Genomic DNA, 23,960 nt, shown 5'->3' on the forward strand with positions numbered 1-23,960 from the left:
GCAACCAGAGGGAAGCGCCCATGAGTGAGAACCACCGGCACAGGGACGTGCCGCGAGAGCCTGAGGACGCCGACGTCCTCATCCAGGATCCGGATCTTCCGCCGGTTGCCGTGGATCCGGAAACCGCAGAAGCCGAAGACCGCCAGTGGACGCCGATGAAGATCGCCCTCTGGGCCGGAATCGCCCTGCTCGGCGGCGTGAGCTGGTACATGCTGGCCCTGGTCCGCGGGGAAACCGTCAACGCCATCTGGTTTGTCTTCGCCGCGGTCTGCACCTACTTCATCGCCTACCGCTTCTATTCCAAGTTCATTGAGCGCAAACTCCTGCAGCCCAATGACCGCCGCGCCACTCCGGCCGAGTACAAAGCAGACGGCAAGGACTACGCGGCAACGGACCGCCGGGTGCTGTACGGGCACCACTTCGCCGCCATCGCCGGCGCCGGACCCCTGGTCGGGCCTGTCCTGGCCGCCCAGATGGGCTACCTGCCCGGCACCATCTGGATCATCATCGGCGTCGTCCTCGCCGGCGCCGTCCAGGATTACCTGGTCATGTTCTTCTCCATGCGCCGCGGCGGCCGCTCGCTGGGCCAGATGGCCCGGGAAGAGCTGGGCCGCGTCGGCGGTACCGCCGCACTGATCGCCACCCTGACCATCATGATCATCATTGTGGCGATTCTCGCCCTGGTGGTCGTGAACGCCCTCGCCGAGAGCCCCTGGGGCGTCTTCTCGGTAGGCATGACCATTCCGATTGCCCTGTTCATGGGTGTTTACCTGCGGTTCCTGCGCCCGGGCAAGGTCACCGAAGTGTCCATCATCGGCTTTGTCCTGCTGCTGTTGGCCATCATCGGCGGCGGCATGATTGCCGATACCGCCCTGGGCGACTTCCTGACCCTGGACAAGACGGTTATCGCGTGGGGCATCATCATTTACGGCTTCATTGCCGCAGTGCTCCCGGTCTGGCTGCTGCTGGCCCCGCGAGACTACCTGTCCACCTTCATGAAGGTGGGCACCATCGTCATGCTGGCCGTGGCCATCATCATCGTCCGCCCCGAAATCACCGTTCCCGCGATCAGCGAATTCGCCTCCGCGGACAACGGCCCGGTGGTGGCGGGTCCGCTGTTCCCGTTCCTGTTCGTCACCATCGCCTGCGGCGCCCTCTCCGGCTTCCACGCGCTGATCTCCTCCGGCACCACCCCGAAGATGATCGAGAAGGAACGCCAGACCCGCTTCATCGGGTACGGCGGCATGCTGATGGAATCCTTCGTGGCCATCATGGCCCTCGTTGCGGCCATCTCCATTGACCGCGGCATCTACTTCGCGATGAACTCCTCGGCTGCAGCCACCGGCGGCACCGTGGAAGGCGCCGTCGCGTTCGTCAACAGCCTGGGCCTGGCCGGCGTGAACCTGACGCCGGACATGCTCACCAACATGGCCGCCAACGTGGGCGAGGAATCCATCGTCTCCCGCACCGGCGGTGCCCCCACGTTGGCCGTGGGCCTGGCCCAGATCATGCAGAGCCTGATCGGCGGCTCGTCGATGATGGCGTTCTGGTACCACTTCGCCATCATGTTCGAAGCCCTGTTCATCCTCACCGCAGTCGACGCCGGCACCCGCGTGGCCCGGTTCATGCTGCAGGACTCGATCGGCAACTTCATTCCGAAGTTCCGCGACACCGGGTGGCGGACCGGGGCCTGGATCTGTACGGCCGTCATGGTCGGAGGTTGGGGCTCGATCCTGATCATGGGGGTCACGGACCCGTTGGGCGGCATCAATACGTTGTTCCCGCTCTTCGGCATTGCCAACCAGCTGCTGGCCGCCATTGCACTGGCCATCTGCCTGGCCATCCTGGCGAAGAAGAATGTCTTCAAGTACATCTGGATCGTGGTGCTGCCGCTGGCGTTCGCGTCCGTGGTGACCATCACCGCGTCGATGTACAAGATCTTCAGCCCGGTTCCGGCGGTTGGCTACTGGGCCCAGCACAACGCCTTCAAGGCGGCACTGGACCGGGGCGAGACCAGCTTCGGCACCGCCAAGACAGTGGAGGCCATGGAAGCGGTGGTCCGGAATACCTTCATCCAGGGCACGTTGTCCATCGTGTTTGTGACGCTGGCGATCATCGTCATTATCACCGCGGTTATTGCCAGCATCCGCTCGTTCCGTTCCGGCGGCGCCGCCAGCGCCGAGGATCCGGCGGTCGCCTCGCGGACGTTCGCTCCGGCCGGCTTCCTGGCCACCCCGGCGGAAAAGGAAATCCAGGCGCAGTGGGACGCGCTGCCGCAGGACCGCAAGCCGCTGAGGAAGGCACACTCATGAGCATGGCGGTCCAGGAAGGCCTGCGCGGTTTGGTGCGGTTCTTCCGCGACCTCATGGGCGAAGACGCGTACCGCAAGTACCTCTCCTTCCATGAGTCCACCGGCTGCGCGTCCGCTCCCATGAGCGAACGCGAATTCTGGAAGGACAAAATGGACCGCCAGGACGCCAACCCCGAAGGGCGCTGCTGCTAGGCGCTTATCGAAGTTTGGTAATGCATGAACGTGAGACGGCGGCACCCGAGGCGGGTGCCGCCGTCTCACGTTTTGTTGCGGGGCAGGCCAGGAAAGCCAAGCGCCCAACCGGCAATTCCGCCCAATCGTGAGAGCATTAACGCATGACTGAAGAGAACGGATCGGCCCACCGGCCGAATGCGGCGCCTGCGCCCGGTTCCGACGATTCATCACAGGCAGGTGCGGCCGGCAGCCGCACCGATGAGGCCGTCTCGAGCAACCCGCCCATTGGTGGCGGGCCGGCCGGCGCAGGATCGGCTGTGGCCGCTCCCGCCGGAACCTCGGGGCCGGCTGCCGCACGGCAGGGCAACGGATCCAGCGACGCCCAGGCCGACGGCGGCCCGGATGCTTCCGGGTCGGCCCGCACCGAGGGCTCCTCCGGACCGGCGAAGCTGAGGGACCTGGTGGATGAACCCGCCAAGGTCATGCGGATCGGAACCATGGTCAAGCAGCTGCTGGAGGAGGTGCGGAACGCGCCGCTGGACGACGCCGCCCGGAACCGGCTGGCGGAAATCCACGAACGGTCCCTGCGCGAACTCGAGGACGGGCTGGCTCCGGAGCTGGTGGATGAACTGCACCGCGTCAACCTGCCGTTCCTGGAGGACACCGTTCCCACTGATGCCGAACTGAGGATTGCCCAGGCGCAGCTGGTCGGCTGGCTGGAGGGGCTCTTCCGTGGCATCCAGACCGCCATCGCAGCGCAGCAGACCGCCAACCAGCAGATGGCTTCGCGCGTACAGCTGCGCCAGCTGCCGCCGGGCACCGTGCTGGCCCCCGGCGTCGTTATCGGTGAAAACGGCGAGCCCAAGCGTGCCGACGGCGCAGGCCAGGGCCGTCCCGGTGCCGGCCGACCCGAGCCGCAGGCCGGCCCCGGACAGTATTTGTAGGACAGATGGCTCTCTTTGCAGCCGCCCGGCAGGGGCGGAAAGACGATGTACAGCTCGGCAAGGGCGTCTGGCGCCGTGCCCATGACCGGTTTACCCGGGGTCTGGACCGCTATCACCAGATGCTGGAGGGCGTGGAGGATGACGCCATCTACAACGAGCTGGTGGGAGTGGCCAACTCGCTGGCCGAGCTGCTGCCGCGCGTGCGGGAGGTCTGCGTCAGTGCCCAGCGGCGCCTGCCCAGCAACGGCCAGGACATCCCCGGCGCGCTGATCGCCGTGCACCGGGCGCTGTCCCGGAGCGGAAATTCGCTGGCAGCCACCGCCGAGGCGGCAGCCATGTCGCGGCTGGAAGGCGAACGGTGGGGGATTGCCTCCGCCGGGCTGCAGAACGTGCACCGGCGCGCCCAGCTGGTCGCCGAAGACGTCATTGAGGCCGAGCGGGCGCTCAAGGCCGCCACGGCCGCCCAATAATATTTTTCCGGAATCCGGGAATAGGCGCCGCCGTAATTTCGCGTCCAGCATATAGGCGTCATCGACAGCGGATTATGGCCGCGCGTTTGCAAGGATAGGCGAATGACTACTTCTCCTCTTGTGACATTCAATGACGGCAACACCATTCCCCAGCTCGGCTACGGCGTGTGGCAGGTTGAGGACGAGGTTGCCGAAAAGGTTGTGGGGCAGGCTTTCGAGGTTGGCTACCGCCACATCGACACGGCCAAGATCTACGGCAACGAAGCCGGCGTCGGCCGCGCCATTGCCGCCACTTCGGTTCCCCGCGAGGACATGTTCATCACCACCAAGGTCTGGAACGCGGACCAGGGCTACGAAGAGACCCTGAAGGCCTTCGATGCGTCCATGGAGCGCCTCGGCCTGGAAACCCTGGACCTGTACCTGATCCACTGGCTGCAGCCCAAGCAGAACAAGTACGTGGACACCTGGAAGGCGCTCATCGAGCTGCAGAAGTCCGGCCGCGTTAAGTCCATCGGTGTCTGCAACTTCACCGTGGAGGCGCTGCAGGAGATCATCGACGCCACCGGCGTTGTTCCGGTCCTGAACCAGGTGGAGACCCACCCGTACCTGAACCAGGCCGAACTGCGGGCCTTCGAGGCCGAGCACAACATCCTGCATGAGTCCTGGTCCCCGCTGGGCTCCGGGAAGGGCCTGCTGGAGGATCCGAAGCTGGCGGAAATCGCCACCAAGTACGACGGCGTCACCCCGGCCCAGGTGGTCATCGCCTGGCACCTGGCGCTGGGCAACATCGTGATCCCGAAGTCCGTGACCGAGTCCCGGATCAAGGAAAACTGGGAGGCGCTGAACGTGGTGCTCTCCGACGAGGACATCGACGCCATCAACGCGCTGGACAACGGTACCCGCTACGGCGCCGATCCGGCCACGGCCGACTTCGCCTAAGCCTCACGTAGCTCCGGGCTGCCCCTTGCGGGTTTCCCGGAACCCAAAAGTGCTCCTCCCAGCAGTGGGAGGAGCACTTTTTGTTTCGGTTTGTCCGAGGAGCTAGGCCGCGGCGAAAGCTCCCAGCGGGGTGCGCACCGGCCAGTCCTGGCCTTCCAGGATGACCTGGGCACACTGCAGGGTGCGGGTATTGAGCACGATCGGGGCCAGCAGGTTGACCGTGGTGCCGGTCTCCGTGGAGTTGGCAACCACGAGTACGCGGGCTTCCCCGGCATCGTTGAGGTCCAGGGAGGCGCGCTGTTCATCGGTGATTTCCGGCTGATACGCCGGGAGATAGATGGCGGCGTCGAGGACGAACAGGCGGTGCCCGGAGGCGCCGGCGGACGGCGCAGCAGAGACCAGCGAGTAGAGGCCGTCCGCGCCGTCCACGGTGTCCAGGGCGAAATCAACCTCCGGTGCCAGCCCGGGCGGCGGCGCCAGGAATGTCAGGGCAGTGCTGCTCATCGCAGGAAGTCCATGAGCGTGGGCTGCAGGGAACGGGCTGTGACAGAGAGCGCGGTCTGGTAGGCCACTTCCTGCAGCTTCAGGTCCAGGATCACCTGGGCAGTGTCCAGGTCTTCGATGCCCGAACGGCGGGTCTCCAGATTGACGGAGTTGTCCAGATTGGTCTTTTCGGCCTTCAGGACGCTCGCGTGGCGGATACCCACCTCCGTGTGGCGCGACAGGATTTCATTGGCCCGGTTGTCGATCTCCGTCAGGTGTCCGCTGGTGTCTCCGCCCGGTGTGCGCAGAGCGGCGGAGAGTTTGTCCACGAGGGCGAACACGGAATCGGCTCCGTTGCCGAAGACGTCGCGCCCATCGACGTCCACGCGCACAGGGGTACCGGTGTCGATCCGGCGCATGACGCCGGTATCGGAGCCATGGTATTCGGCGTCACCGGTGGTGGCGTTGAGGGTGAACGCTGCCGGATCGTCGGAGTTTCCAGCGAAGATGCTGCGGCCGGCATAGGTCGTGTTGGCCTCACGGAGCAGATCCTGCTTGAGGCTGTCCAGCTCCGTGGCAATGGCGTTCTTGTTGGACTGTGCGAGCGTGCCGCTGGCACCCTGAATGGCCAGGTCCTTGATCCGCGTCATGATATCCGTGGTGTTGCTCAGGGCGTTATCCGCGGTGGACAGCCAACCCTGGGCGTCGCTGATGTTAGAGCTGTATTGGGCGTTGGCGCGAATCTCCGAGCGGACCTTCAACGCGTCGGCCGTTCCGGCGGGGTTGTCGGACGGGCGGGTGATGGCGGAGGAGTTGGACACCTGCTCCTGCAGCTTCGCCAAACGCGACATGTTGGCCTGCAGGTTCTGCTGGGCGTTGCGCGCCATGGACTGGTTGGTGGTGCGGGTGATCACGGGGGTTACCTTCCAACGATTCCGGTGCGGTTAATCAGGGTGTCGAGCATTTCGTCAATGGCGGTCATGACCCGGGCGGCGCCTTGGTAAGCACTCTGGTAGGCCAGCAGGTTCATGTTCTCTTCGTCCAGATCCACGGAGGAGTTGGAGAGCTGCATGCCTGCCGCGGAGGTAGCGGCCACGCCGGCGAGTTTGGCCTGCTGCATTTCCGTGCGGGCGGCGGCGCCGGTGGCGGAAACAAAGCTGGACCACATTTTGTCGGGGGAGCCGGGTTTCGATCCGAGCTGGGAAATGGCGTCGGCAATGGACCCGTCCAGGGCTCCGGCCGTGGGGCCGGCGCCGGCGGCAATTCCGGAGGCGTCCTTCGGGACGATCTGCAGGCTGAGGGCCTTGGGCCCGGCATCGAAGGTGAAGAAGTCCAGTTCCGTAGTTCCGGCGGTGGTGCTGCCGGTCCGATGCACGGTGTTGACCGTGGTCGCCAGATTGTCAGCGAGCTGGTTGTAAGATTCGGCGGCCTTCTGCAGGTCGCCGCCGGGGGCCAGCAGGCTGAGGGCTCCGGCCATTTCTCCGCCGGAAAGCGGAACATCATCGTTTTTGCGGTGGCTCCAGACCAGCTTCACCGGATCTCCGGCGAGGGTGGTTCCGCCGGTCACCTCAACGGGACGGAAAATGTCGCCGGTGACCATCGCGTTGCCGCCTACCAAGATGTCCACAGTGCCGTCGCCGGCTTCGCGGACGGTGCCACCGGTCAGGGCGGCAACCGTGGTGGCCAGCGCGCTCCGCTGATCCATCAGTTCGTTGGCGGATCCGCCGCCGGACAAGGCCAGGCGGATGGCGCCGTTCAGGTCGGCGATCTGGGCGGCGGCGGCATTGAGCTCGTTAGCCATGGCCGAAAGATCGGAGCGCACGTCGGTGAACTGATTGGCAACCGACTGGTAGCCGGAGGCGATCTGGCTGGCCACGGTCGAGGCCTGGCCCAGCAGCACCGATGCCGAGGAAATGTCGCCGGGCTTCTTGGATACTCCCTGCCAGGCGGCCCAGAACTCGTCCAGCGAAGCGGAGATGCCGTTGTCGCCGGGCTCGTTGAGGCTGACTTCCAAGGTGGACAGGGCATTGGCGCGTACTGCGGAGAAGCCGGAGACTGCCACGGTCGCGCGGACCCGTGCATCCAGTTGCAGGCTGCCGAGCCGGGCAATGTTGTCTACGGTGACGCCCTGCCCCACCCGCGGTCCGACGTTGTTGAATCCGCCGGAGAGGGGACTTGTCGCCGATGTCTCCAGCCGCTGGCGCGTGTAACCGGGTGTGTTGGCGTTGGCGACGTTCTGCCCAACGATATCCATCCCCCGGCGGGCAGCGGTCAGCGCTGTGTAGGCGGTATTCAGTCCACTGAATGTGCTCATCGCGAGTTACGGTCCTTAGCGGTCAAAGTGCTTGGTCAACAAGGCGGGCGCCGGCAGCCGATGATGCTGCTGTTCCGGAGGCTGTATAGGTATCGCTCTCCGTGTTCAGCCCGGCAAGCGTCTCCTGGGCGGACCGCGCAGCAGCCCGCAGGAATTGTTCGTTGACATCCCGAAGGTCGCGGATCTTGAGGGTTAGATCCGTCATGGCCTGCAGATGCGCAGCGAAAATGTCGGTCCAGGGTCCGGGGGGAGCGGCAGCAACCAACTCCCTGAGGGTGGCGTCCTCCGCCGTGCCCCAGTCGCTGGCCAGCGTGGCGACGGCCACCGTCCGGCCCAGCGCCGCGGCCCGCAAACGCTCCAGGACCTGCTCGACTTCGCGGGTAGCGTGCTGCAGCCAGCGGCTTTTGCCGGAGGTAAGCAGGAGCTGTTCTTCTTCGAGTTTAAACACGAGAAGTTCCAACAGCTCGCGTTCCTCCCAGAGAAGTGCAGACAATTTCTGGGTACCCATGCTCCACTCACCTCCAATTATTACCGGGGACGTCCATCATTTGCGCCGAAACATAACGATTTATCCGGCATCAGTATCTATCGGCACCTCGGCCCACAATGTTAGTGGTAGGTTCTCGGTATACGCTCGCGCGTGGGGTTTTTAGTGGGTCTCAGCCCTAAGCCATGTGCCAGGTAGCTATGTCTGGAACAAGGGCTTGGGGGTCCGCACAAATTGAATCGCACTGAACGCAACCAACTCGTCGTCGAAAACCTGCCGCTGGTGGGTTATCTCGTCTCTGAAACATGCGCCAAAGCAACACATCTCTCCCGCGATGACCTTGCGTCCGCGGGCTCGGTGGCATTGATCATGTCCGCCGACTCCTTTAACCCCGATTTGGGGGTTCCCTTCGGCGCCTATGCCCGGCGCCGCATTATCGGTGCGTTCGCCGATGAAATGCGCTCCATGGATTGGGCAACCCGAACCGCCCGCCGCCGGATCAAGGAAACCCTGGTGGTCAAGGAGACCCTGACTGCAGCTTTGGGCCGCACTCCGAAGGTGGATGAGATTGCTTCGGCCCTCGGGGTTGAGCCGTCGGTAGCCAACGATGCCCTGGCGGACGCCTCGCGCACCGTGTCGAGCCTGGATGAGTCCACCACCGATTTCCTCGCCACCACGCTGCCCTCTCCGGAGGGCTCGCTGCTTTCCGCGGAGCGGGTCAAGTACCTGCAAGCCGCCGTTGCGTCGCTGCCGGAGAAGATGCGGTACATCGTGGAGGAGATCTATTTCCACGACCGCAGTGTTAAGGAACTGGCAGCGGAACTCGGCGCCACCCATTCGGCCGTGTCCCAGCAGCGTGCCGAAGCCGTTCGCCTGCTCCGCGACGGCCTGGGTGCCCACTACGCGGACGACGACGCCGTTCCCGCCGTTTCCTCTCGCATCGCACCGGCCCGCCGCGCGGCCTATTTGTCCACGATGGCGGACCGTACGCTCGGCGGTATTACCCGGGAGCATTTCCCGGCGCCTTCTCCGCTGGCGGAGCCCGGCCGGATGCCGGCGTAGCGGGGATAGTCCGGAGATCGCTCGGAAACGTGCAGACAGAACTCCTAACCCCCTTAGGTGCTCCGCCGATAATTATGGTTGCGGGCCCACGGATGGGCCGGTAAGCACAGCCCACTCACGGAGGAATACATCATGGGTTTCACAATCAACACCAACGTTTCATCCCTCAACGCGATGCGTAACCTGACGCTGAACCAGAGCGCCCAGGCCAAGTCTGTTGAGCGTCTTTCCAGCGGTATGCGCATCAACCGTGCTGCTGATGACGCAGCCGGCCTGGCCATCTCCGAAGGCCTGAAGAATCAGGTCTCCGGCCTGACCCAGGCAGGACGCAACGCACAGGACGGCATCAGCCTCATCCAGACCGCTGAAGGCGCCCTGACCGAGGTCCACAACATCCTCAACCGCATGCGCGACCTGACCGTTCAGGCCGCTAACGATACGAACAACGCCGAGTCGCGCACCGCGATCAAGTCAGAAGTTGATGCCCTGACCTCGGAACTGACCCGTATCAGCACGTCCACCAACTTCAACGGCATTCAGCTCCTCGGCCCGGGCGCCACTCCTGCCGGCGGTGGCGCAGCAACTGCTTGGACGGCAACCCTGAAGGTCCAGGTGGGTGCTGATGCCAACGAGACGATTGACATTAGTCAGGCGGACGTCGCTGGGACTATTACGCCCATTGCAGCTCTGGCGGTCAACACCCAGGCGGCTGCTGCAGCATCAACGGCTTTGCTGGATACAGCCATTGAGAGGACCTCCGGCCAGCGCGCCACCCTCGGTGCACAGCAGAACCGGCTCGAGTCCACCGCACGCTCCATCGCGGTATCTGTGGAGAACCTCTCCTCGGCCAACTCCCGCATCCGCGACACGGACATGGCAGCGGAAATGGGCAGCTTCACCAAGTCCCAGATCCTCTCCAGCGCCGCTACCGCAATGCTGGCCCAGGCCAACCAGATGAACTCCGGCGTTATGCAGCTCCTGCAGTAGCAGAAGCGCTTTATCGGATTCATCGGCAGTAACCGCAGTACCGGCAGGTGAATGACCGCCGGCGGCGGGAAAGACGAATTGGACCTCACCTTTCCCGCCGCCAGCCCATTCCCTGCCTTCCCTTTTTTGCCCTCCCAGCGAGCCGAAAATGGAAAAGAGCTGGATTCCGGATATTTTTTCGTGGACTCCTAACATCGCCCGGGCGCTGCCCGATAACTATGGTTGCAGGCCCATGGATGGGCCGGTAAGTACAGCCCACTCACGGAGGAATACATCATGGGTTTCACAATCAACACCAACGTTTCATCCCTCAACGCGATGCGTAACCTGACGCTGAACCAGAGCGCCCAGGCCAAGTCTGTTGAGCGTCTTTCCAGCGGTATGCGCATCAACCGTGCTGCTGATGACGCAGCCGGCCTGGCCATCTCCGAAGGCCTGAAGAATCAGGTCTCCGGCCTGACCCAGGCAGGACGCAACGCACAGGACGGCATCAGCCTCATCCAGACCGCTGAAGGCGCCCTGACCGAGGTCCACAACATCCTCAACCGCATGCGCGACCTGACCGTTCAGGCCGCTAACGATACGAACAACGCCGAGTCGCGCACCGCGATCAAGTCAGAAGTTGATGCCCTGACCTCGGAACTGACCCGTATCAGCACGTCCACCAACTTCAACGGCATTCAGCTCCTCGGCCCGGGCGCCGCAACCACCGGTACCCCGCCCGTGGCGGGGCCTGCACTTGCACCCACCCTGAAGATCCAGGTTGGTGCTGATGCCAACGAGACCATCGACATCACCACGGCCAACGTTGCTACGACCATTGCCGCCATGGGTGCCCTGACAGTTGATTCTCAGGCAAACGCAGCGACGGCAACTGCTGCTCTGGATACGGCTATTGCCACCACCTCCGGCCAGCGCGCCACCCTCGGTGCACAGCAGAACCGGCTCGAGTCCACCGCACGCTCCATCGCGGTATCTGTGGAGAACCTCTCCTCGGCCAACTCCCGCATCCGCGACACGGACATGGCAGCGGAAATGGGCAGCTTCACCAAGTCCCAGATCCTCTCCAGCGCCGCTACCGCAATGCTGGCCCAGGCCAACCAGATGAACTCCGGCGTTATGCAGCTCCTGCAGTAGCAGAAGCGCTTTATCGGATTCATCGGCAGTAACCGCAGTACCGGCAGGTGAATGACCGCCGGCGGCGGGAAAGACGAATTGGACCTCACCTTTCCCGCCGCCGGCCCATTCCCTGCCACCGGTTTTTTAGCAGGACACGGCAGGGCACAACACGGCAGAACTCTTCGAGGAGCATTTTCATGGCGCTTGGCATTGACGGGCTCATCAGCGGCATCGATACCACCGCCATGATCAAAGAGCTCATGACAATCGAGGCCCGCCCCCAGGTCCTCCTGAAGCAGAAGGTCGCCCAGAACCAGAACTTCGTCACCGGCCTGCAGAACCTCAACACCAAAATCGCTTCGCTCACCGAGGCTGCCGGCAAGGTTGCCAAGCCAGCTGGAACCGACCTCTACAGTGCGGTCAGCAGCTCCGACAAGGTCACCGCCGTCACCAAGGCCGGCGCCGCAGCAGGCTCCCTGGACATCACCGTAAACAAGCTGGCCACCGCGCAGGTCTCCCTCTCCGCCGCCATGGCCGCCTGGCCCAACGGTGATGCGCTGTCGATTTCCAAAGACGGCACCATCACCGAACTGGACACCGCCGGCAAGAGCCTGGACGAGGTCATCAGCACCGTCAACAAGGCCAACCTCGGCGTCACCGCCGTCAAGATTTCTGCCGGCAGCGTGGATGGCGTCGCGCAGTACCGGATGCAGTTCACGGCCACCGCCACAGGCGAAGCCGGAGCTTTCACCGTCGCACAGAACGGCGCCGACCTCGGTTCCATCCGCACCGCCCAGGACGCCGAGCTGACCCTGTGGGCCGGCGTTGCAGGCGCGGAAACCAAAATCACCTCCGCCACCAACACCTTCGCGGACCTCATGCCCGGTGTGGACATCACCGTCGGGACAGTGTCTGCCACGCCCGTCACCATTGCGGTGAGCCGCGACGACAAAGCCATTTCGGACGTCGCTGCCGGCCTGGTTACCGGTCTGGCGGATGTCTTCGCCTACATCAACAAGAACTCCGCCGTGACTGTGAGCACCTCCGACGGCACCACCAAGGCCACGGGCGGCGCCTTCACCGGAGACTCGGCCATCCGGGCCCTCAAAGCGGCCATTATGACCGCCGCCACCTCTCCGGTAGACGGGAAATCGCCGTCGGAAATCGGCATCGTCATCACCAAAGACGGCACGGTGGAGTTTGACGCCGAGAAGTTCGCCGCCGCCATGACCGCTGACCCGGTCAAGACGCAGGCAACCCTGCAGACCATCGCCGGCCGGGTGGAAGCCGCCGGCAAAACCGCCTCCGACAAGTACGACGGTTCCATTACCCAGCGGATCACCGGCCAGGAATCCACGGTCAAGGCGCTCAACAGCCAGATTGAAGAGTGGGACCGCCGGCTGGCGTCCCGCGAATCCACGTTGAAAATGGTCTGGACCAACCTGGAGGTCAAGCTCAGCGCCCTCCAGAGCCAGCAGGACTGGCTCACCGGCCAGCTCAATTCCCTCTCATCCTCCTCCTCGAGTAAGAACTGACCGTGAACCTGCAAGCCAAACGCGCCGAATATGCGCGGAACGCCGTGCTCTCGGCGTCGCCCGCGCGGCTGCTGACCATGCTCTACGACCGGCTGCTGCTGGACCTGGCCCGCGCCGAGACCGCCCAGCAGGAAGCAAACTGGCCGGTGGCCTCCGAGAACCTCCTGCACGCGCAGGACATCCTGGCCGAGCTCTCGGGCACCTTGAAGCCCGGCGTCTGGGAAGGCGGGGAAAACCTGCAGGCCATCTACGCCTATTCCCTGAAGACCCTGATGAACGCCAACATAGGCCGGAACGCCGTGCTGACCCGCGAGTGCATCGACCTGCTCGAGCCCCTGCGCGCCACCTGGCATGAAGCCGCGGCGCTGGTTCCCGCCCTGGGCGCAACGCCGTCGGCTGCGATGACCCCCGGAGGTACCCTCGGTGTCGGCTGAAATCATGGAACAGGACCCCTCGGAAGAAGCGGAAGCAAACCTGGCCGCATGGAAGGCTGTGCTGACCGAGCTGGAAGACAACCTGGAAGCATTCCGCGGCCCGGCCGATGTGTCGGAGCAGGCGCGGATGCTTGCCCGGAACTGGACGCCGCCCTCGGACCTCGGGCCGCTGCCGGCAGAACTGGCACCGCGAGCCCGCCTGCTGGCGAAGGCACAGGACCGTGCCTATGTCCAACTGCGCGGCGAGGCCCGGATGAACCGGCGCCAGGCGGAATTGATCCGCAGCGTCCCGGGACCATCCTCGGCTGCGGTTTACCTTGATGTGGCCGGCTAAAAAGCCAGTATCCTTACTAATTCCGCAGTGTTCCTTGCTAATAGGGCCCCGGTAACAATTACCTACCTACTACTGCAAAACTACTTGGAAAACTACTTACATTGTTGTGGAATGGGTCGATAACCAGTAGTGAGCAAGGATTGCTCATTTCCAGGCCACGGATCGGCCGCTCTGTCCCTCAGTGAGAAGCGGGTTTCCGTGTTCGATTCCGTGTCGTCAATTGCGCTTCAAAGCGCCCTTGATGGGCTGGCCTTACGCCAGCGAACAATCGCGAACAACATTGCGAATGTCAACACCCCGGGCTATCACGCCCAGCGGGTCAGTTTCGAAGATGCCCTGGCCAAGTCCGTACGGGCCGGCTCCGGAGCTGTCGAGGCCACCACAGCGCGGTCGCTGGAACCCACCCGCCTGGACGGCAGCAACGTCAACCTGGACACGGAAACGCTCTCCAACATCGACACGGTGCTCCGCTACCAGTTCGCCACGCAAGCCGTCGGCGGCGAAGCGAACTCGCTGCGCACCGCCCTGAGGACACAGTCATGACCTTCGACGCTATCGGCATTGCCGCCACCGGACTGACCACGCACCGCAAATGGCTTGACGCCGTCTCGGACAACCTGGCCAACGCCAACAACGCCTCCAGCACCGACGGCGCCGCCTTCCAGGCCCGCTACGTGGTGGCCCAGGAAGGGCAGGGCGTCAGCGGGGTCTACGTCTCCGGCGTCGAATTCGGCGACGCCGAGGGCCGGATGGTATACCAGCCAGACCACCCGGTGGCCGACGCGGACGGCTATGTCCGGTACCCGGACATCGACCTGTCCGAACAGATGGGCAACCTGATCCTGGCCCAGCGCGGCTACGAGGCGAACGCCGCCGTCGTCGACCGCGCCAAAGCAACTTATGAAGCAGCACTCCAGATTGGACGCTCCTAATGCCCGTTCCCGCCATTCCTGCCGTATCGGGCGTTACCCCCACCAGCTATCTGGACGCCGTCCCGGCCACCGCCTCCACTGACGGCTCCGCGTTCGCCGCGTCCCTGACCGGCGCGGTCGATAACGTCACGCAGCTGCAGTCCACCTCCAAGGCCCTTGCCGTGCAGGCGGTCACCGGGGACCTGGACGACATCCACAGCGCCACCATTGCGTCCACCCGCGCCTCGGTCACCCTGGAACTGGTGGCCGGCGTGCGCAACAAGGCGGTTGACGCCTTCAACGAGATCATGCGGATGCAGGCCTGATGGCGCGCCCCATGAACGCCGCATTCGGACGTGTCGGCGAGACCGTCCGCGGATTTACCCTGGCGCAGAAGACCATCACCATCATCGGTGTGGCTGTCCTTGCCCTCGGCATTGCGCTGCTGGTCAGCTGGGCCACCAAGCCGGCCTACACCCCGCTTTTTTCCGGACTCTCCGCCTCCGACGCCAACACCATCGTGGAGCAGCTCAAGACCGACGGCGTCCCGTACGAGATCGCCAACGGCGGCGGCACCATCCTGGTGCCCGAAGCCAATGTCTATGACCAGCGGCTCAAGGCAGCGGGCGCGGGCCTTCCCTCCTCGTCCACCGGCGGTTATTCGCTCCTGGACGAGATGGGCGTGACCTCCTCCGAGTTCCAGCAGTCAGTGACCTATAAGCGCGCCCTTGAAGGCGAACTCGCCAAGACCGTGGGAGCGCTCGACGGCGTCCAGACCGCCTCGGTGCAGCTGGCCATTCCCGAAGACACCGTCTTCGTCTCGGAAAAGCGCGATCCGACCGCTTCGGTGTTCATCCAGACCGAAAACGGCGTCACCCTTGGCGCGGACCAGATCCAGGCCATCGTGCACCTGACCTCGGCCTCGATCGACGGGATGGACGCCACCAACGTGGCGGTCATCGACTCCGCTGGAACCGTGCTCTCCGCCGTCGGCGTGGGCGCCACCGGCTCCGCGGACAAACAGTCCAGCGACTATGAGGAACGCGTGGGTGCCGCAGTGCAGACCATGCTGGACCGCGTGGTCGGCCCCGGGAATGCGACAGTGGCCGTGGCCGCGGACATGAGCTACGAGTCAGCGAACCGGGTCGAGGAATCCTTCGCCAGCCCCGAGAACGCTCCGGCACTGAACGAAGCCACCACCACCGAGGAATACACGGGAGGCGCCGGTGGAGGCGCCGCCGGCATCCTGGGTCCGGACAACATTGCCGTGCCCGACGACGCCGCCGGAGACGGAACCTTCAACTCTGAAACCAGCACCCGCAACAACGCGGTCAACAAGATCACCGAAACCCGCGAAATCCCCGCCGGGGCACTGAACCGGCAGACCGTCTCGGTGGCACTAAACACCGAGGCCGCCGCCGGCCTGAACCTGAACAACATCGAGGCGCTGGTGGCCACCGCCGCCGGGATCAACGCCGAGCGCGGCGACGAGCTGACCGTGGAAATGGTCGCCTTCAACGCCGGTGGCGCTGCCGCCGCGCAGGAGGCACTGGGCGCTGCAGCGGAAGCGGCAGAGGAAGAACGCCGGGCGCAGCTGCTGAACAGCATCATCCTCGCCACCGGCATCGTCCTGGCCGTGGCGCTGGCCCTGGTCGCCTACGCCATGCGGTCACGGCGCCAGAACCGCGAGGCGATCGACATCGGGGAGCTCTCGGAGCTTGATCCGCTGGAACCTGCCACCAAGCTGGCCATGATCGGCCAGCAGCCCGTTACCGCCATCGGCGTCCCCACTGACACCGCCGGACTGCCCATCCTGACTCCGCGGGCGGACTCCACCGAACGCAAGCGCGCAGAAGTGGACATGCTGGCGGGCCAGGACCCCACCCGCACCGCCGAGTACCTGCGCAGCTTCATGGATGAGAGCCAGCCCGCATGAGCGACACAATGACAGCCCCGGCCGCTTCCGCCCCGGTAACCACCGCCGTCGCGCAGGTGAAGGCTCCGGACGCAGCGCTTGACCCGGCTGCCGCCGCCGTCGCGGCCATGAGCGGAGCCCGCAAGGCCGCCATCATCCTGATGCAGATGGACACCGCGCGCGCCGCGGGCGTCCTGAAACAGTTCACCGAGGCCGAGGCCCAGGAAATTGCCGCCGAGATCGTACTCATGCGGAGGGTCGCACCCGATGTAGCCGAGCGGACGCTGCTGGACTTCTACGAACTGACGCTGGCCGGCAAGCACCGGGCACACGGCGGCCGCGACGTCGCCATGGGCCTGCTGGAGGCATCATTCGGCAGCGAACGGGCCTCCGGCGTGATGGACCGGCTTGCGTCCTCCATGGCCGGGGCCTCCTTCGACTTCCTGGAACGCGCCGAACCTGCGCAGATCGTGTCACTGCTGGAAGGCGAACTGGCGCAGACCGTGGCGCTGGTCCTGGCCCACCTGCGGCCGCAGCATGCCTCGGCCATCCTCTCCGGGCTGGGCAGCAACATGCGCACCGACGTCGCCCAGGCCATCGCCACCATGTCCCGCGCGACCCCGGAAGCCGTCCGCGTGGTTGCCGATACGCTGCGTGAACGGGCCGCGGCCGTCGGCGCGGCGCGGGACACCGCCAACGCGATCGGCGGCATCCAGCCGCTGGTGGACATCATCAACCGCGCCGACGCCGTCACCGAGCGCGCGCTCCTGGAAGCGCTGGAAGCCCGCGACCCGGAACTGGCCGAGGAAGTCCGCTCACGGATGCTCACCTTCGAAGACCTCGTCAAGCTGGAGCGCCGCGATGTTCAGCTGGTGCTGCGCGGCATCGACGTCACCATCCTGGCGCTGGCCATGAAGGGCGCCTCGGAGACAGTCAACGACGCCATCCGGACCAACGTTTCCGAGCGCAACCGCGAAATGCTCGACGACGAAATCAATGCCGGCCGTCCGGCCCGCCTGTCCCAGGTGGAGGAAGCGCGCGCCACCATCGTCCGCGTCATCCGCGACCTCGAAGGCCAGGGCATCATCACCGTCCACCACGCGGACGAGGACGAATATGTCTACTGAGTCTGTCCAGGCATACTCCCGGCTCACGTACCCGGCGCTGGAAAATGTTGACCTGACCCGGGTCAACATCCACGAGCAGGCCCGCGGGCACGCCACCGGCTACGCCGCAGGCCTGCGGGCAGCGGTCGCCGAAACCGAGCAGCTGCGCGCCCGCCTCCGCGCGGAGCACGAAGCTGCCCTCGAAGCCGGACGCGCGGACATCCGCGCCACCCTGCAGGTCCTGAACCGGGCCGTCCGCAGCCTGGAACAGGCGGCCGTGCCAGTGGCTGAAGAAGTCCAGGATTCCCTCGCCGCCGCCGCCATAGAGCTGGCCGAAGCCCTGCTGGGCCAGGAGCTCGACGACGCCGAAACCTCGGCCCGCGCGGCGCTGACCCGCGCGCTGCACGGCGTGTCCCGCGAAGAAGTCCGCGCCGTCCGGCTGCACCCCGATGACCTGGCCGCCTTGGACCTGGAAACCATCTCCTCGGCCGACGTTCGGCTCAAGGCCGACCGCAGCCTCAACCGCGGCGACGCCATGACCGATTTCGCCCACGGCTACCTAGACGCCACTCTGTCTTCGGCCCTGGAACGGGCCCGCACCGCCCTGCTGGGACGCACCGCATGACCGCCGTCACTGACCGGCCCACGGCTTCCGGGCTCCGTCCCGGACACGGGCTGTCCCTCCGCTTCGAGGAAGCCAGGCGTGCCGCTGCGCCGATCCGCGTGGGATCGGTATCCTCCATCGTCGGACTGGGACTGGACATCGAAGGTCTGGAAGCCGGCGTCGGAGACGTGGTGACCATCGGCGAAGGCGACGGAATTGTCCACGCCGAAGTAGTGGCGGCCACCCGCGGGGGAATCCGCTGCATGCCGTACGGCCGGCTGGTGGGCCTGTCCGCCGGCACACCCGCCCGTTCGCTGGGCCGCCCCCTGCTTGTTCCCACCGGTCTGGGCCTGCTGGGACGCGTCGTGGACGGCCTGGGAAATCCGATCGACGGAAAGGGGCCGTTGCGCAGCGGGCCCATGGTGCCCCTGGCCAACGAGAGCCCGCACGCCATGCAGCGCGCCCGGATCGCCACGCCGCTGCAGCTGGGTGTCCGTGTCATGGACACGCTGACCACCGTCGGCAAGGGCCAGCGCATGGGACTGTTCGCCGGATCGGGCGTCGGAAAGTCCTCGCTGCTGTCCATGATTGCCCGCGGTACCGACGCCGAGGTTTCGGTGATCGCCTTGGTGGGGGAGCGCGGCCGTGAAGTCCGCGAGTTCCTGGAAGACGATCTGGGTCCCGAAGGCCTGGCCCGCTCCGTTGTAGTGGTCTCCACCTCCGACGACCCGGCCCTGATGCGCCTCCGGGCGGCTTTCCTCGCCACCCGCATCGCAGAGTCCTTCCGCGATGGCGGATCCGACGTCGTGCTCATGATGGACTCGCTGACCCGCGTGGCCATGGCCCAGCGCGAAATCGGCCTGTCCGCCGGCGAGCCGCCCGCCACCCGCGGCTATCCGCCCTCCACCTTCTCCGTCCTGGCCCAGCTGCTGGAACGCGCCGGCACCGGCGAGCACGGCTCGGTGACCGGGATCTATACCGTCCTGGTGGACGGCGACGACCACAACGAACCCATTGCCGACGCAGCCCGCTCCATCCTCGACGGCCACGTGGTCCTGGACCGGAAGCTGGCGGTGTCCGGGCATTTCCCCTCCGTCGACGCGCTGGCTTCCATTTCCCGCGTCGCCTCGCGGGTCACGGCCCGGGAGAACAGCAGTGCTGCGGCCACCCTGCGGAAGGTCATGGCCGCCCGCCGCGCCGCCCAGGATCTCCTGGACGTGGGCGCCTACCAGCGGGGAACCAACCCGCTCGTGGACGCGGCAGTAGACCATCAGGGCGCCATCGATAGCTTCCTGCAGCAGCGGATGGATGAGCAGACGCCGTCCGCCAACGCCTGGGTCCAGCTGCACCAGCTGATCCGCACCCTCGGGGTTGCCGGATGAGCCGGGCCTTCCCCCTCGCGGGGCTGCTGCGGCTGCGCCGGCTGCAGGAGGAATCTGCGGCAGGCAAACTGGCCGCGGCCAATGCCCGGGTCCGGGAAACCACTGCGGTGCAGGCCCAGGCGTACCAGGCCCTGCTGGACAGCCCGGCGGCAGTCATGGACGGCGCCACCCTTTCGGCCGTGGCTGCCGCCCGTGCCTCATCGCGGGCAATGCTGGCCGACCTGGCAGCCTTGGGCGCCTTGCGGGCAGAAGAAGCAGGTGCCGCCCGGAAGGAATTCCACGCGGCCCGCGCCGAATCGGTGGGACTGGAAAAGCTGGAAACGCGTCACGCCGGCGAGGTAGCTGCCTCAGACCTGCGCATGGAACAGACCGTACTGGACGAACTTGCAGGAACCGCCTGGCAGCGCCGGCAGAAGGAATCGAACTAATGGGCATGACCGATGCGATTGGGCGCGTGGCCGAAATCCGGACCACCCTCCAGCAGCTCTCCACCACACCGGCTGCAGCGGCGCCTGCTGCTACTTCCGGTTCTTCCGCTGCGGCCTCGGCCCTGGCCAGCGGCGGCGACTTTGCCTCCACCATGGCCGCGCTGACCGGAACCACGGCAGCGGGCGGCACAACTGCCACGGCTTCCGGAAGCGGAACAGCGGACTCCGGCAAGGTGCTGGACGCGGTCCAGAAGTACCTCGGTCTGCCCTATGTCTGGGGCGGAAACGACCCGGCGGTTGGCCTGGACTGCTCCTCCTTTGTGCAGAACGTCTACAAGGACCTGGGCTATTCACTGCCCCGTGTGACCTGGGACCAGATGAACGCCGGTACCGAAGTGGCGTCAATGGCAGCCGCCCAGGCGGGTGACCTGCTGATCAGCCACGACGGCGGGCACGTGGCCATTTACCTGGGCAACGGCAAGGCCGTGGACGCGCCGCAGCCGGGGCAAACCATCCAGATCCGCGACGCCTGGGAAACCGACGCCAACCTGACCACCATCCGCCGCATCCTGCCGACCGAAACCGCCGGTGCCGCATCGCCCTCGGCCGTAACCGACATGGTGGCTTCGGCCCGTGCGGCACAGGCCTCCCTGCTGGGAGCGTCCGCATGAACCTGACCCTGGGGTCCCCGCTTCCCGCCGCCGGCACCGGCCGCAATGAGCGCGGCCGCAGTGAGTCGGCCGGCGGATCGGCGTCCAACGCCCTGGCTTTCGACGCCGCGGTACAGGACGCTGCCACCCGCGGTGCGGCTTCACAACGGGACACGACGACGGCGGCCGGCTCCGGCGCCTCTGCCTCCGTAGGACGGGAGGGCACTGCGGCGAATGCGGCCAGCGCCGAGGACGCACCCACACTGCCCGGTGTCAGCGTTACAGAGGCCAGCGGTACAGAAGCGAGCGGTACAGAAGAGGCGCCAGCCGAGCCGGCCGCTGCTCCCGCCGGATGGGCCCTGCCCTTCCCTGTGGCTGCCACCGCAACGCCGGTCTCGGCAGGCATGCCAGCCGGCGCCGCCGATTCCGCCGCAGCCCAGGCCGCCGACCCGTCCGCCGCTGCCGGAGACGGAGAAGCACCGGCGCGGGCGGTTCCGCACGCTGCAGCAGCCACGACGGCGCCGATGGCTGACCCGGCCGGAACTGCTGCGGGCGTTGGTGCGCAGCAGCTTGGCGCCGCTGCGGCCGCCGTTACTCCCGGAGCCGTCGCAGCGTCGCCCGCACGGGGCACGTCCACCACCACAGCCACCGCCACCTCCGCGGCCGCGTCGACGACCGCCGCTTCGGCAGCGAACAGTGGACAGGCCGCACCGGCTCCCACCGCCGTCGCGCCCGTCCTGCCAGAGACAGTGGTCGCCGTTCCCGCCGCCTCCGGGCAGGTCGCAGACGGTGCAGGGGACTGGATGGCTGCCAAGTTCGCCGGCACGGTACCGGTCAGCGTGAACCTGCCGGCAACGGGGGCATCTGCTGCAGTCGGCACCGCTGCGTCTGGCGTCGCCGCCCTGCCGGCCGCCGGAGAAACCGCGGCACCGGCACCGGGACCGGCCCAGCCACTGCCGCCCGTCGCCGCCCCGGCGCCGCTGACCGTGCCGGCAACGGCCGCTGCTGCGCCAGCCGCTGCGCCTGCCGCCCCTGCCAATGCGGGCCCGCTGCTGGGGCAGGTTTCCCAACCCCTGATCAACCTCACCGCAGCCGGGCCCGGTGAACACGTGATCACCCTCAAGGTGAATCCCGAGAACCTCGGACCGGTGACGGTTCGTGCGCAGATCAGCAGCGACGGGGTGCGGGTGGAGATGTTTGCCCCCAACGACAACGGCAGGGAGGCGCTGCGCGTGATCCTGGCCGATCTTCGCCGCGACCTTGCCGGCGGGGGTGCCGGCCCTGCCGCCACCCTGACGCTGTCCAACGAGAACCATCCGGGTGACGGCTCCGGACGCGACGCCGCCGAAGCCGGTGAGCGCAATGCCCGGCAGCGGGTCACCGCGGAGGAACCTGCAGAACCTGCAGGAGCAGCCCGCGGAACGCCCGGAACCGGGCACCGCCCCGGATCACACCTAACCACCACCGCCCTGGACGTCATGGCATGAGCATGAAAAGGAGTACCACCTATGCCCGTTGAGGCAGTTACACCATCCAGCGGCGTCCAGACCGCTGCGGCCGCGCGTGAACCGAAACAGACCATGGACAGCGAGGTCTTCATGCATCTGCTGGTCACCCAGCTGCGGAACCAGGACCCCAGCTCGCCCATGGACACCAACCAGATGATTTCGCAGACCACGGAACTGGCGATGATGGAGCAGTTGACCACCATGGCCGGCCTGGACGAGGAGAACTTCTCCCTGCAGATGCGGACCTCGGCTGCCGCCCTGATCGGGCGGACCGTCTCCTACACCGGCACCGACGGCGTCTCAGTCACGGGGGTTGCCACCTCGGTTTCCTTCGTCAACGCGGTGCCCACCGTGACCGTCGGCGGCAAGGAAATCCAGCTCGACTGGATTTCCGGTGTCGTCGATACTCCGGCAGCCGTCCCCGAGCCCAATCCCGCACCCGTCATCCCGCCTGCCCCGGCGTCGGACTCTGTTGTGGAGACCACTCCCGCAGGCACCGGCTCCGCCTCGTCCACCCAACCCGTTAGCTGAAAGGCGTTTCCCATGCTCCGCTCCCTGTATTCCGGCATTTCCGGACTTCGTTCGCACCAGACCATGCTTGACGTCACCGGCAACAACATCGCCAACGTCAACACCGCCGGCTACAAAGCCTCAGCGGTCCAGTTCCAGGACACCCTGTCCCAGCTCACCCAGGGCGCCACGGCCCCGGCCGCCAACGCCGGCGGCCGCAACCCCGCCCAGGTGGGCCTCGGCGTGCAGGTCGCCGGAATCAGCACCAACTTCACGCAGGGCTCCGCCCAGGCCACCGGCCGCGGCACCGACATGATGATCAACGGCGAGGGCTTCTTCGTGACCCGCCAGGGCGCCCAGGTCCAGTACACCCGTGCCGGCGCCTTCGACATTGATGCCAGCGGCCGCCTGGTAACGTCCGACGGCGCGCTGGTCCAGGGCTGGAAGGCCACCGACGGCGTCATTGCCGACGGCGGAATCCCGATCGACCTCACCATCCCGACCGACGCCATTGTGCCCGCGGCCGCCACCAACCGTGCCACCATGGCGGGCAACCTGCCCAATGACGCAGCGACCGGCACCAAGCTGACCCGTGACCTGGAGATGTTCGACGCCGAGGGCGGGTCCACCACGGTGCCCGTCACCTTCACCAAGACGGAGGCCGGCTGGGATGTTGCCGCAAACGGCGCTGAGACCGTCCTAGCGTTCGACGGCGGGAAGATGACGCCGGCCACCGCGGCCGGCGCGGTGCTTACCGTCGGTACGGCAACCGTGGATCTCTCGGCCATCACCGGCTTCGCCGAGGTCGACACCCTGGCGGTCACCGGTCAGGACGGCCGCAGCGCCGGCACGCTCCTGTCCTGGTCCATGGGAGGCGACGGCACGCTGGTGGGATCCTTCTCCAACGGCGCCAAGCAGTCGCTGGGCCGCATTGTGCTGGCCAGCTTCACCAACCCCGGCGGCCTGGAGAAGGTCGGCGGCTCCTCCTATGTGGCAACGGCCAACTCCGGCGACGCCGTCATCGGTGGACCGGGCGTGGCGGGCAACGGCTCGGTAGTTGCCGGGTCAGTGGAAATGTCCAACGTGGACCTGTCCCAGGAATTCACCAACTTGATCGTCGCGCAGCGCGGCTTCCAGGCCAACGCTCGAATCATCACCACCTCGGATGAAGTGCTCCAGGAACTGACCAACCTCAAGCGCTAACCCCACACTCGCGCACTGCGTGAGTGACAGGCCTCACCGGGCCGCCCGCAAATGCGGTCCGGTGAGGCCTTCTTGTTGCTAACGAACCGCCGCGGGAAGCCGAAAGTAGGTGTGATGGCTCTTGGAAGCCAGCCATACAACCGGGACGGG

At 66.1% G+C, this 23,960-nt stretch carries 27 protein-coding genes; 23 read left to right on the forward strand and 4 right to left on the reverse strand.

Annotated elements, in window-relative coordinates; genetic code table 11:
* Window positions 1-20 precede the first annotated feature (20 nt).
* From KKR91_RS02115 to KKR91_RS02135, 5 genes are all read left to right on the forward strand, one after another.
* Window positions 21-2,312 (forward strand): carbon starvation CstA family protein, encoded by a 2,292-nt coding sequence (locus KKR91_RS02115; protein ID WP_210231339.1) that lies wholly within the window; start codon window positions 21-23, stop codon window positions 2,310-2,312.
* On the forward strand, window positions 2,309-2,503 hold the full coding sequence (locus tag KKR91_RS02120) for a YbdD/YjiX family protein (RefSeq protein WP_210231338.1): 195 nt from the start codon (window positions 2,309-2,311) through the stop codon (window positions 2,501-2,503). The genes KKR91_RS02115 and KKR91_RS02120 overlap by 4 nt, the downstream gene beginning before the upstream one ends.
* Window positions 2,504-2,646: 143 nt before the next feature.
* On the forward strand, window positions 2,647-3,429 hold the full coding sequence (locus KKR91_RS02125) for a bacterial proteasome activator family protein (protein WP_237687451.1): 783 nt from the start codon (window positions 2,647-2,649) through the stop codon (window positions 3,427-3,429).
* Between the two features lie 5 nt (window positions 3,430-3,434).
* Window positions 3,435-3,899 (forward strand): hypothetical protein, encoded by a 465-nt coding sequence (locus tag KKR91_RS02130; RefSeq protein ID WP_210231337.1) that lies wholly within the window; start codon window positions 3,435-3,437, stop codon window positions 3,897-3,899.
* A gap of 102 nt (window positions 3,900-4,001) precedes the next feature.
* A complete protein-coding gene (locus KKR91_RS02135) occupies window positions 4,002-4,838 on the forward strand; it encodes an aldo/keto reductase (RefSeq protein WP_210231336.1) in 837 nt (278 codons plus the stop codon).
* Between the two features lie 102 nt (window positions 4,839-4,940).
* Here the strand turns inward: KKR91_RS02135 and KKR91_RS02140 are convergent, their stop codons facing one another.
* From KKR91_RS02140 to flgN, 4 genes are read right to left on the reverse strand one after another with little or no spacing between them, the layout of a single operon-like run.
* Window positions 4,941-5,342, reverse strand: a complete 402-nt coding sequence (locus KKR91_RS02140; protein ID WP_210231335.1) for a flagellar assembly protein FliW — start codon at window positions 5,340-5,342, stop codon at window positions 4,941-4,943.
* The gene (gene flgL, locus KKR91_RS02145) at window positions 5,339-6,235 is read right to left on the reverse strand and encodes a flagellar hook-associated protein FlgL (protein WP_210231334.1); all 897 of its coding nucleotides are present in this window, start codon (window positions 6,233-6,235) and stop codon (window positions 5,339-5,341) included. Before flgL ends, KKR91_RS02140 begins: the two co-directional genes overlap by 4 nt.
* Window positions 6,236-6,240: 5 nt before the next feature.
* On the reverse strand, window positions 6,241-7,635 hold the full coding sequence (gene flgK, locus KKR91_RS02150; RefSeq protein ID WP_210231333.1) for a flagellar hook-associated protein FlgK: 1,395 nt from the start codon (window positions 7,633-7,635) through the stop codon (window positions 6,241-6,243).
* Window positions 7,636-7,657: 22 nt separating this feature from the next.
* A complete protein-coding gene (flgN, locus tag KKR91_RS02155; RefSeq protein ID WP_210231332.1) occupies window positions 7,658-8,143 on the reverse strand; it encodes a flagellar export chaperone FlgN in 486 nt (161 codons plus the stop codon).
* Window positions 8,144-8,356: 213 nt separating this feature from the next.
* On the opposite strand from flgN, the gene KKR91_RS02160 reads away from it, so the two are divergent.
* The 18 genes from KKR91_RS02160 (at window position 8,357) to KKR91_RS02245 (ending at window position 23,810) form a co-directional block, all read left to right on the forward strand.
* Window positions 8,357-9,184, forward strand: a complete 828-nt coding sequence (locus KKR91_RS02160; protein ID WP_210231331.1) for a sigma-70 family RNA polymerase sigma factor — start codon at window positions 8,357-8,359, stop codon at window positions 9,182-9,184.
* Between the two features lie 132 nt (window positions 9,185-9,316).
* Window positions 9,317-10,171: a flagellin N-terminal helical domain-containing protein gene (locus KKR91_RS02165; protein ID WP_215057260.1), complete on the forward strand. Its 855-nt coding sequence runs from the start codon at window positions 9,317-9,319 to the stop codon at window positions 10,169-10,171.
* 276 nt (window positions 10,172-10,447) lie between these two features.
* Complete coding sequence (locus tag KKR91_RS02170) at window positions 10,448-11,308, forward strand: flagellin N-terminal helical domain-containing protein (RefSeq protein ID WP_210231330.1); 861 nt, start codon at window positions 10,448-10,450, stop codon at window positions 11,306-11,308.
* A 179-nt stretch (window positions 11,309-11,487) separates the two neighbouring features.
* A complete protein-coding gene (gene fliD / locus KKR91_RS02175; RefSeq protein WP_210231840.1) occupies window positions 11,488-12,825 on the forward strand; it encodes a flagellar filament capping protein FliD in 1,338 nt (445 codons plus the stop codon).
* Window positions 12,826-12,827: 2 nt separating this feature from the next.
* Window positions 12,828-13,259 carry a flagellar export chaperone FliS gene (fliS, locus tag KKR91_RS02180; protein ID WP_237687452.1) on the forward strand — a complete coding sequence of 144 codons (432 nt, stop codon included), beginning with the start codon at window positions 12,828-12,830 and terminating at the stop codon, window positions 13,257-13,259.
* 4 nt (window positions 13,260-13,263) lie between these two features.
* Entirely contained in the window at window positions 13,264-13,593 is a 330-nt protein-coding gene (locus tag KKR91_RS02185; protein WP_210231839.1) for a hypothetical protein, read from the forward strand.
* A 198-nt stretch (window positions 13,594-13,791) separates the two neighbouring features.
* On the forward strand, window positions 13,792-14,136 hold the full coding sequence (locus KKR91_RS02190) for a flagellar basal body rod protein FlgB (protein WP_210231838.1): 345 nt from the start codon (window positions 13,792-13,794) through the stop codon (window positions 14,134-14,136).
* A complete protein-coding gene (gene flgC / locus KKR91_RS02195; protein WP_210231837.1) occupies window positions 14,133-14,525 on the forward strand; it encodes a flagellar basal body rod protein FlgC in 393 nt (130 codons plus the stop codon). Before KKR91_RS02190 ends, flgC begins: the two co-directional genes overlap by 4 nt.
* On the forward strand, window positions 14,525-14,830 hold the full coding sequence (gene fliE, locus KKR91_RS02200) for a flagellar hook-basal body complex protein FliE (protein ID WP_210231836.1): 306 nt from the start codon (window positions 14,525-14,527) through the stop codon (window positions 14,828-14,830). Before flgC ends, fliE begins: the two co-directional genes overlap by 1 nt.
* Before the next feature lie 11 nt (window positions 14,831-14,841).
* On the forward strand, window positions 14,842-16,440 hold the full coding sequence (gene fliF / locus KKR91_RS02205) for a flagellar basal-body MS-ring/collar protein FliF (protein ID WP_337925346.1): 1,599 nt from the start codon (window positions 14,842-14,844) through the stop codon (window positions 16,438-16,440).
* 107 nt (window positions 16,441-16,547) lie between these two features.
* Window positions 16,548-17,546: a flagellar motor switch protein FliG gene (gene fliG, locus KKR91_RS02210; protein ID WP_237687563.1), complete on the forward strand. Its 999-nt coding sequence runs from the start codon at window positions 16,548-16,550 to the stop codon at window positions 17,544-17,546.
* A complete protein-coding gene (locus KKR91_RS02215; protein ID WP_210231834.1) occupies window positions 17,536-18,150 on the forward strand; it encodes a FliH/SctL family protein in 615 nt (204 codons plus the stop codon). Before fliG ends, KKR91_RS02215 begins: the two co-directional genes overlap by 11 nt.
* On the forward strand, window positions 18,147-19,511 hold the full coding sequence (locus tag KKR91_RS02220; RefSeq protein ID WP_210231833.1) for a FliI/YscN family ATPase: 1,365 nt from the start codon (window positions 18,147-18,149) through the stop codon (window positions 19,509-19,511). Before KKR91_RS02215 ends, KKR91_RS02220 begins: the two co-directional genes overlap by 4 nt.
* Complete coding sequence (locus KKR91_RS02225) at window positions 19,508-19,939, forward strand: hypothetical protein (RefSeq protein WP_210231832.1); 432 nt, start codon at window positions 19,508-19,510, stop codon at window positions 19,937-19,939. The genes KKR91_RS02220 and KKR91_RS02225 overlap by 4 nt, the downstream gene beginning before the upstream one ends.
* Complete coding sequence (locus KKR91_RS02230; RefSeq protein WP_210231831.1) at window positions 19,939-20,610, forward strand: C40 family peptidase; 672 nt, start codon at window positions 19,939-19,941, stop codon at window positions 20,608-20,610. Before KKR91_RS02225 ends, KKR91_RS02230 begins: the two co-directional genes overlap by 1 nt.
* Entirely contained in the window at window positions 20,607-22,076 is a 1,470-nt protein-coding gene (locus tag KKR91_RS02235; RefSeq protein WP_210231830.1) for a flagellar hook-length control protein FliK, read from the forward strand. The genes KKR91_RS02230 and KKR91_RS02235 overlap by 4 nt, the downstream gene beginning before the upstream one ends.
* Window positions 22,077-22,097: 21 nt before the next feature.
* Window positions 22,098-22,628 carry a flagellar hook assembly protein FlgD gene (locus tag KKR91_RS02240; RefSeq protein ID WP_210231829.1) on the forward strand — a complete coding sequence of 177 codons (531 nt, stop codon included), beginning with the start codon at window positions 22,098-22,100 and terminating at the stop codon, window positions 22,626-22,628.
* A gap of 12 nt (window positions 22,629-22,640) precedes the next feature.
* Entirely contained in the window at window positions 22,641-23,810 is a 1,170-nt protein-coding gene (locus KKR91_RS02245) for a flagellar hook protein FlgE (RefSeq protein ID WP_210231828.1), read from the forward strand.
* The last annotated feature ends 150 nt before the right edge of the window (window positions 23,811-23,960 follow it).

This window comes from Arthrobacter jiangjiafuii (assembly GCF_018622995.1).
In the GTDB taxonomy this organism is placed as follows: domain Bacteria; phylum Actinomycetota; class Actinomycetes; order Actinomycetales; family Micrococcaceae; genus Arthrobacter_B; species Arthrobacter_B jiangjiafuii.

Bases quoted from the DNA above. Each gene is read 5' to 3' on its own strand.
- KKR91_RS02165 (WP_215057260.1), top strand. From the start codon at position 9,317: ATGGGTTTCACAATCAACACCAACGTTTCATCCCTCAACGCGATGCGT.
- fliF (WP_337925346.1), top strand. From the start codon at position 14,842: ATGAACGCCGCATTCGGACGTGTCGGCGAGACCGTCCGCGGATTTACC.
- KKR91_RS02235 (WP_210231830.1), top strand. From the start codon at position 20,607: ATGAACCTGACCCTGGGGTCCCCGCTTCCCGCCGCCGGCACCGGCCGC.
- flgK (WP_210231333.1), bottom strand. From the start codon at position 7,635: ATGAGCACATTCAGTGGACTGAATACCGCCTACACAGCGCTGACCGCT.
- KKR91_RS02230 (WP_210231831.1), top strand. From the start codon at position 19,939: ATGGGCATGACCGATGCGATTGGGCGCGTGGCCGAAATCCGGACCACC.
- KKR91_RS02115 (WP_210231339.1), top strand. From the start codon at position 21: ATGAGTGAGAACCACCGGCACAGGGACGTGCCGCGAGAGCCTGAGGAC.
- flgC (WP_210231837.1), top strand. From the start codon at position 14,133: ATGACCTTCGACGCTATCGGCATTGCCGCCACCGGACTGACCACGCAC.
- KKR91_RS02125 (WP_237687451.1), top strand. From the start codon at position 2,647: ATGACTGAAGAGAACGGATCGGCCCACCGGCCGAATGCGGCGCCTGCG.
- KKR91_RS02170 (WP_210231330.1), top strand. From the start codon at position 10,448: ATGGGTTTCACAATCAACACCAACGTTTCATCCCTCAACGCGATGCGT.
- fliG (WP_237687563.1), top strand. From the start codon at position 16,548: ATGAGCGGAGCCCGCAAGGCCGCCATCATCCTGATGCAGATGGACACC.
- KKR91_RS02135 (WP_210231336.1), top strand. From the start codon at position 4,002: ATGACTACTTCTCCTCTTGTGACATTCAATGACGGCAACACCATTCCC.
- KKR91_RS02240 (WP_210231829.1), top strand. From the start codon at position 22,098: ATGCCCGTTGAGGCAGTTACACCATCCAGCGGCGTCCAGACCGCTGCG.
- KKR91_RS02215 (WP_210231834.1), top strand. From the start codon at position 17,536: ATGTCTACTGAGTCTGTCCAGGCATACTCCCGGCTCACGTACCCGGCG.
- fliD (WP_210231840.1), top strand. From the start codon at position 11,488: ATGGCGCTTGGCATTGACGGGCTCATCAGCGGCATCGATACCACCGCC.
- KKR91_RS02130 (WP_210231337.1), top strand. From the start codon at position 3,435: ATGGCTCTCTTTGCAGCCGCCCGGCAGGGGCGGAAAGACGATGTACAG.
- KKR91_RS02120 (WP_210231338.1), top strand. From the start codon at position 2,309: ATGAGCATGGCGGTCCAGGAAGGCCTGCGCGGTTTGGTGCGGTTCTTC.
- KKR91_RS02185 (WP_210231839.1), top strand. From the start codon at position 13,264: ATGGAACAGGACCCCTCGGAAGAAGCGGAAGCAAACCTGGCCGCATGG.
- KKR91_RS02225 (WP_210231832.1), top strand. From the start codon at position 19,508: ATGAGCCGGGCCTTCCCCCTCGCGGGGCTGCTGCGGCTGCGCCGGCTG.
- flgN (WP_210231332.1), bottom strand. From the start codon at position 8,143: ATGGGTACCCAGAAATTGTCTGCACTTCTCTGGGAGGAACGCGAGCTG.
- KKR91_RS02140 (WP_210231335.1), bottom strand. From the start codon at position 5,342: ATGAGCAGCACTGCCCTGACATTCCTGGCGCCGCCGCCCGGGCTGGCA.
- KKR91_RS02245 (WP_210231828.1), top strand. From the start codon at position 22,641: ATGCTCCGCTCCCTGTATTCCGGCATTTCCGGACTTCGTTCGCACCAG.
- fliE (WP_210231836.1), top strand. From the start codon at position 14,525: ATGCCCGTTCCCGCCATTCCTGCCGTATCGGGCGTTACCCCCACCAGC.
- KKR91_RS02220 (WP_210231833.1), top strand. From the start codon at position 18,147: ATGACCGCCGTCACTGACCGGCCCACGGCTTCCGGGCTCCGTCCCGGA.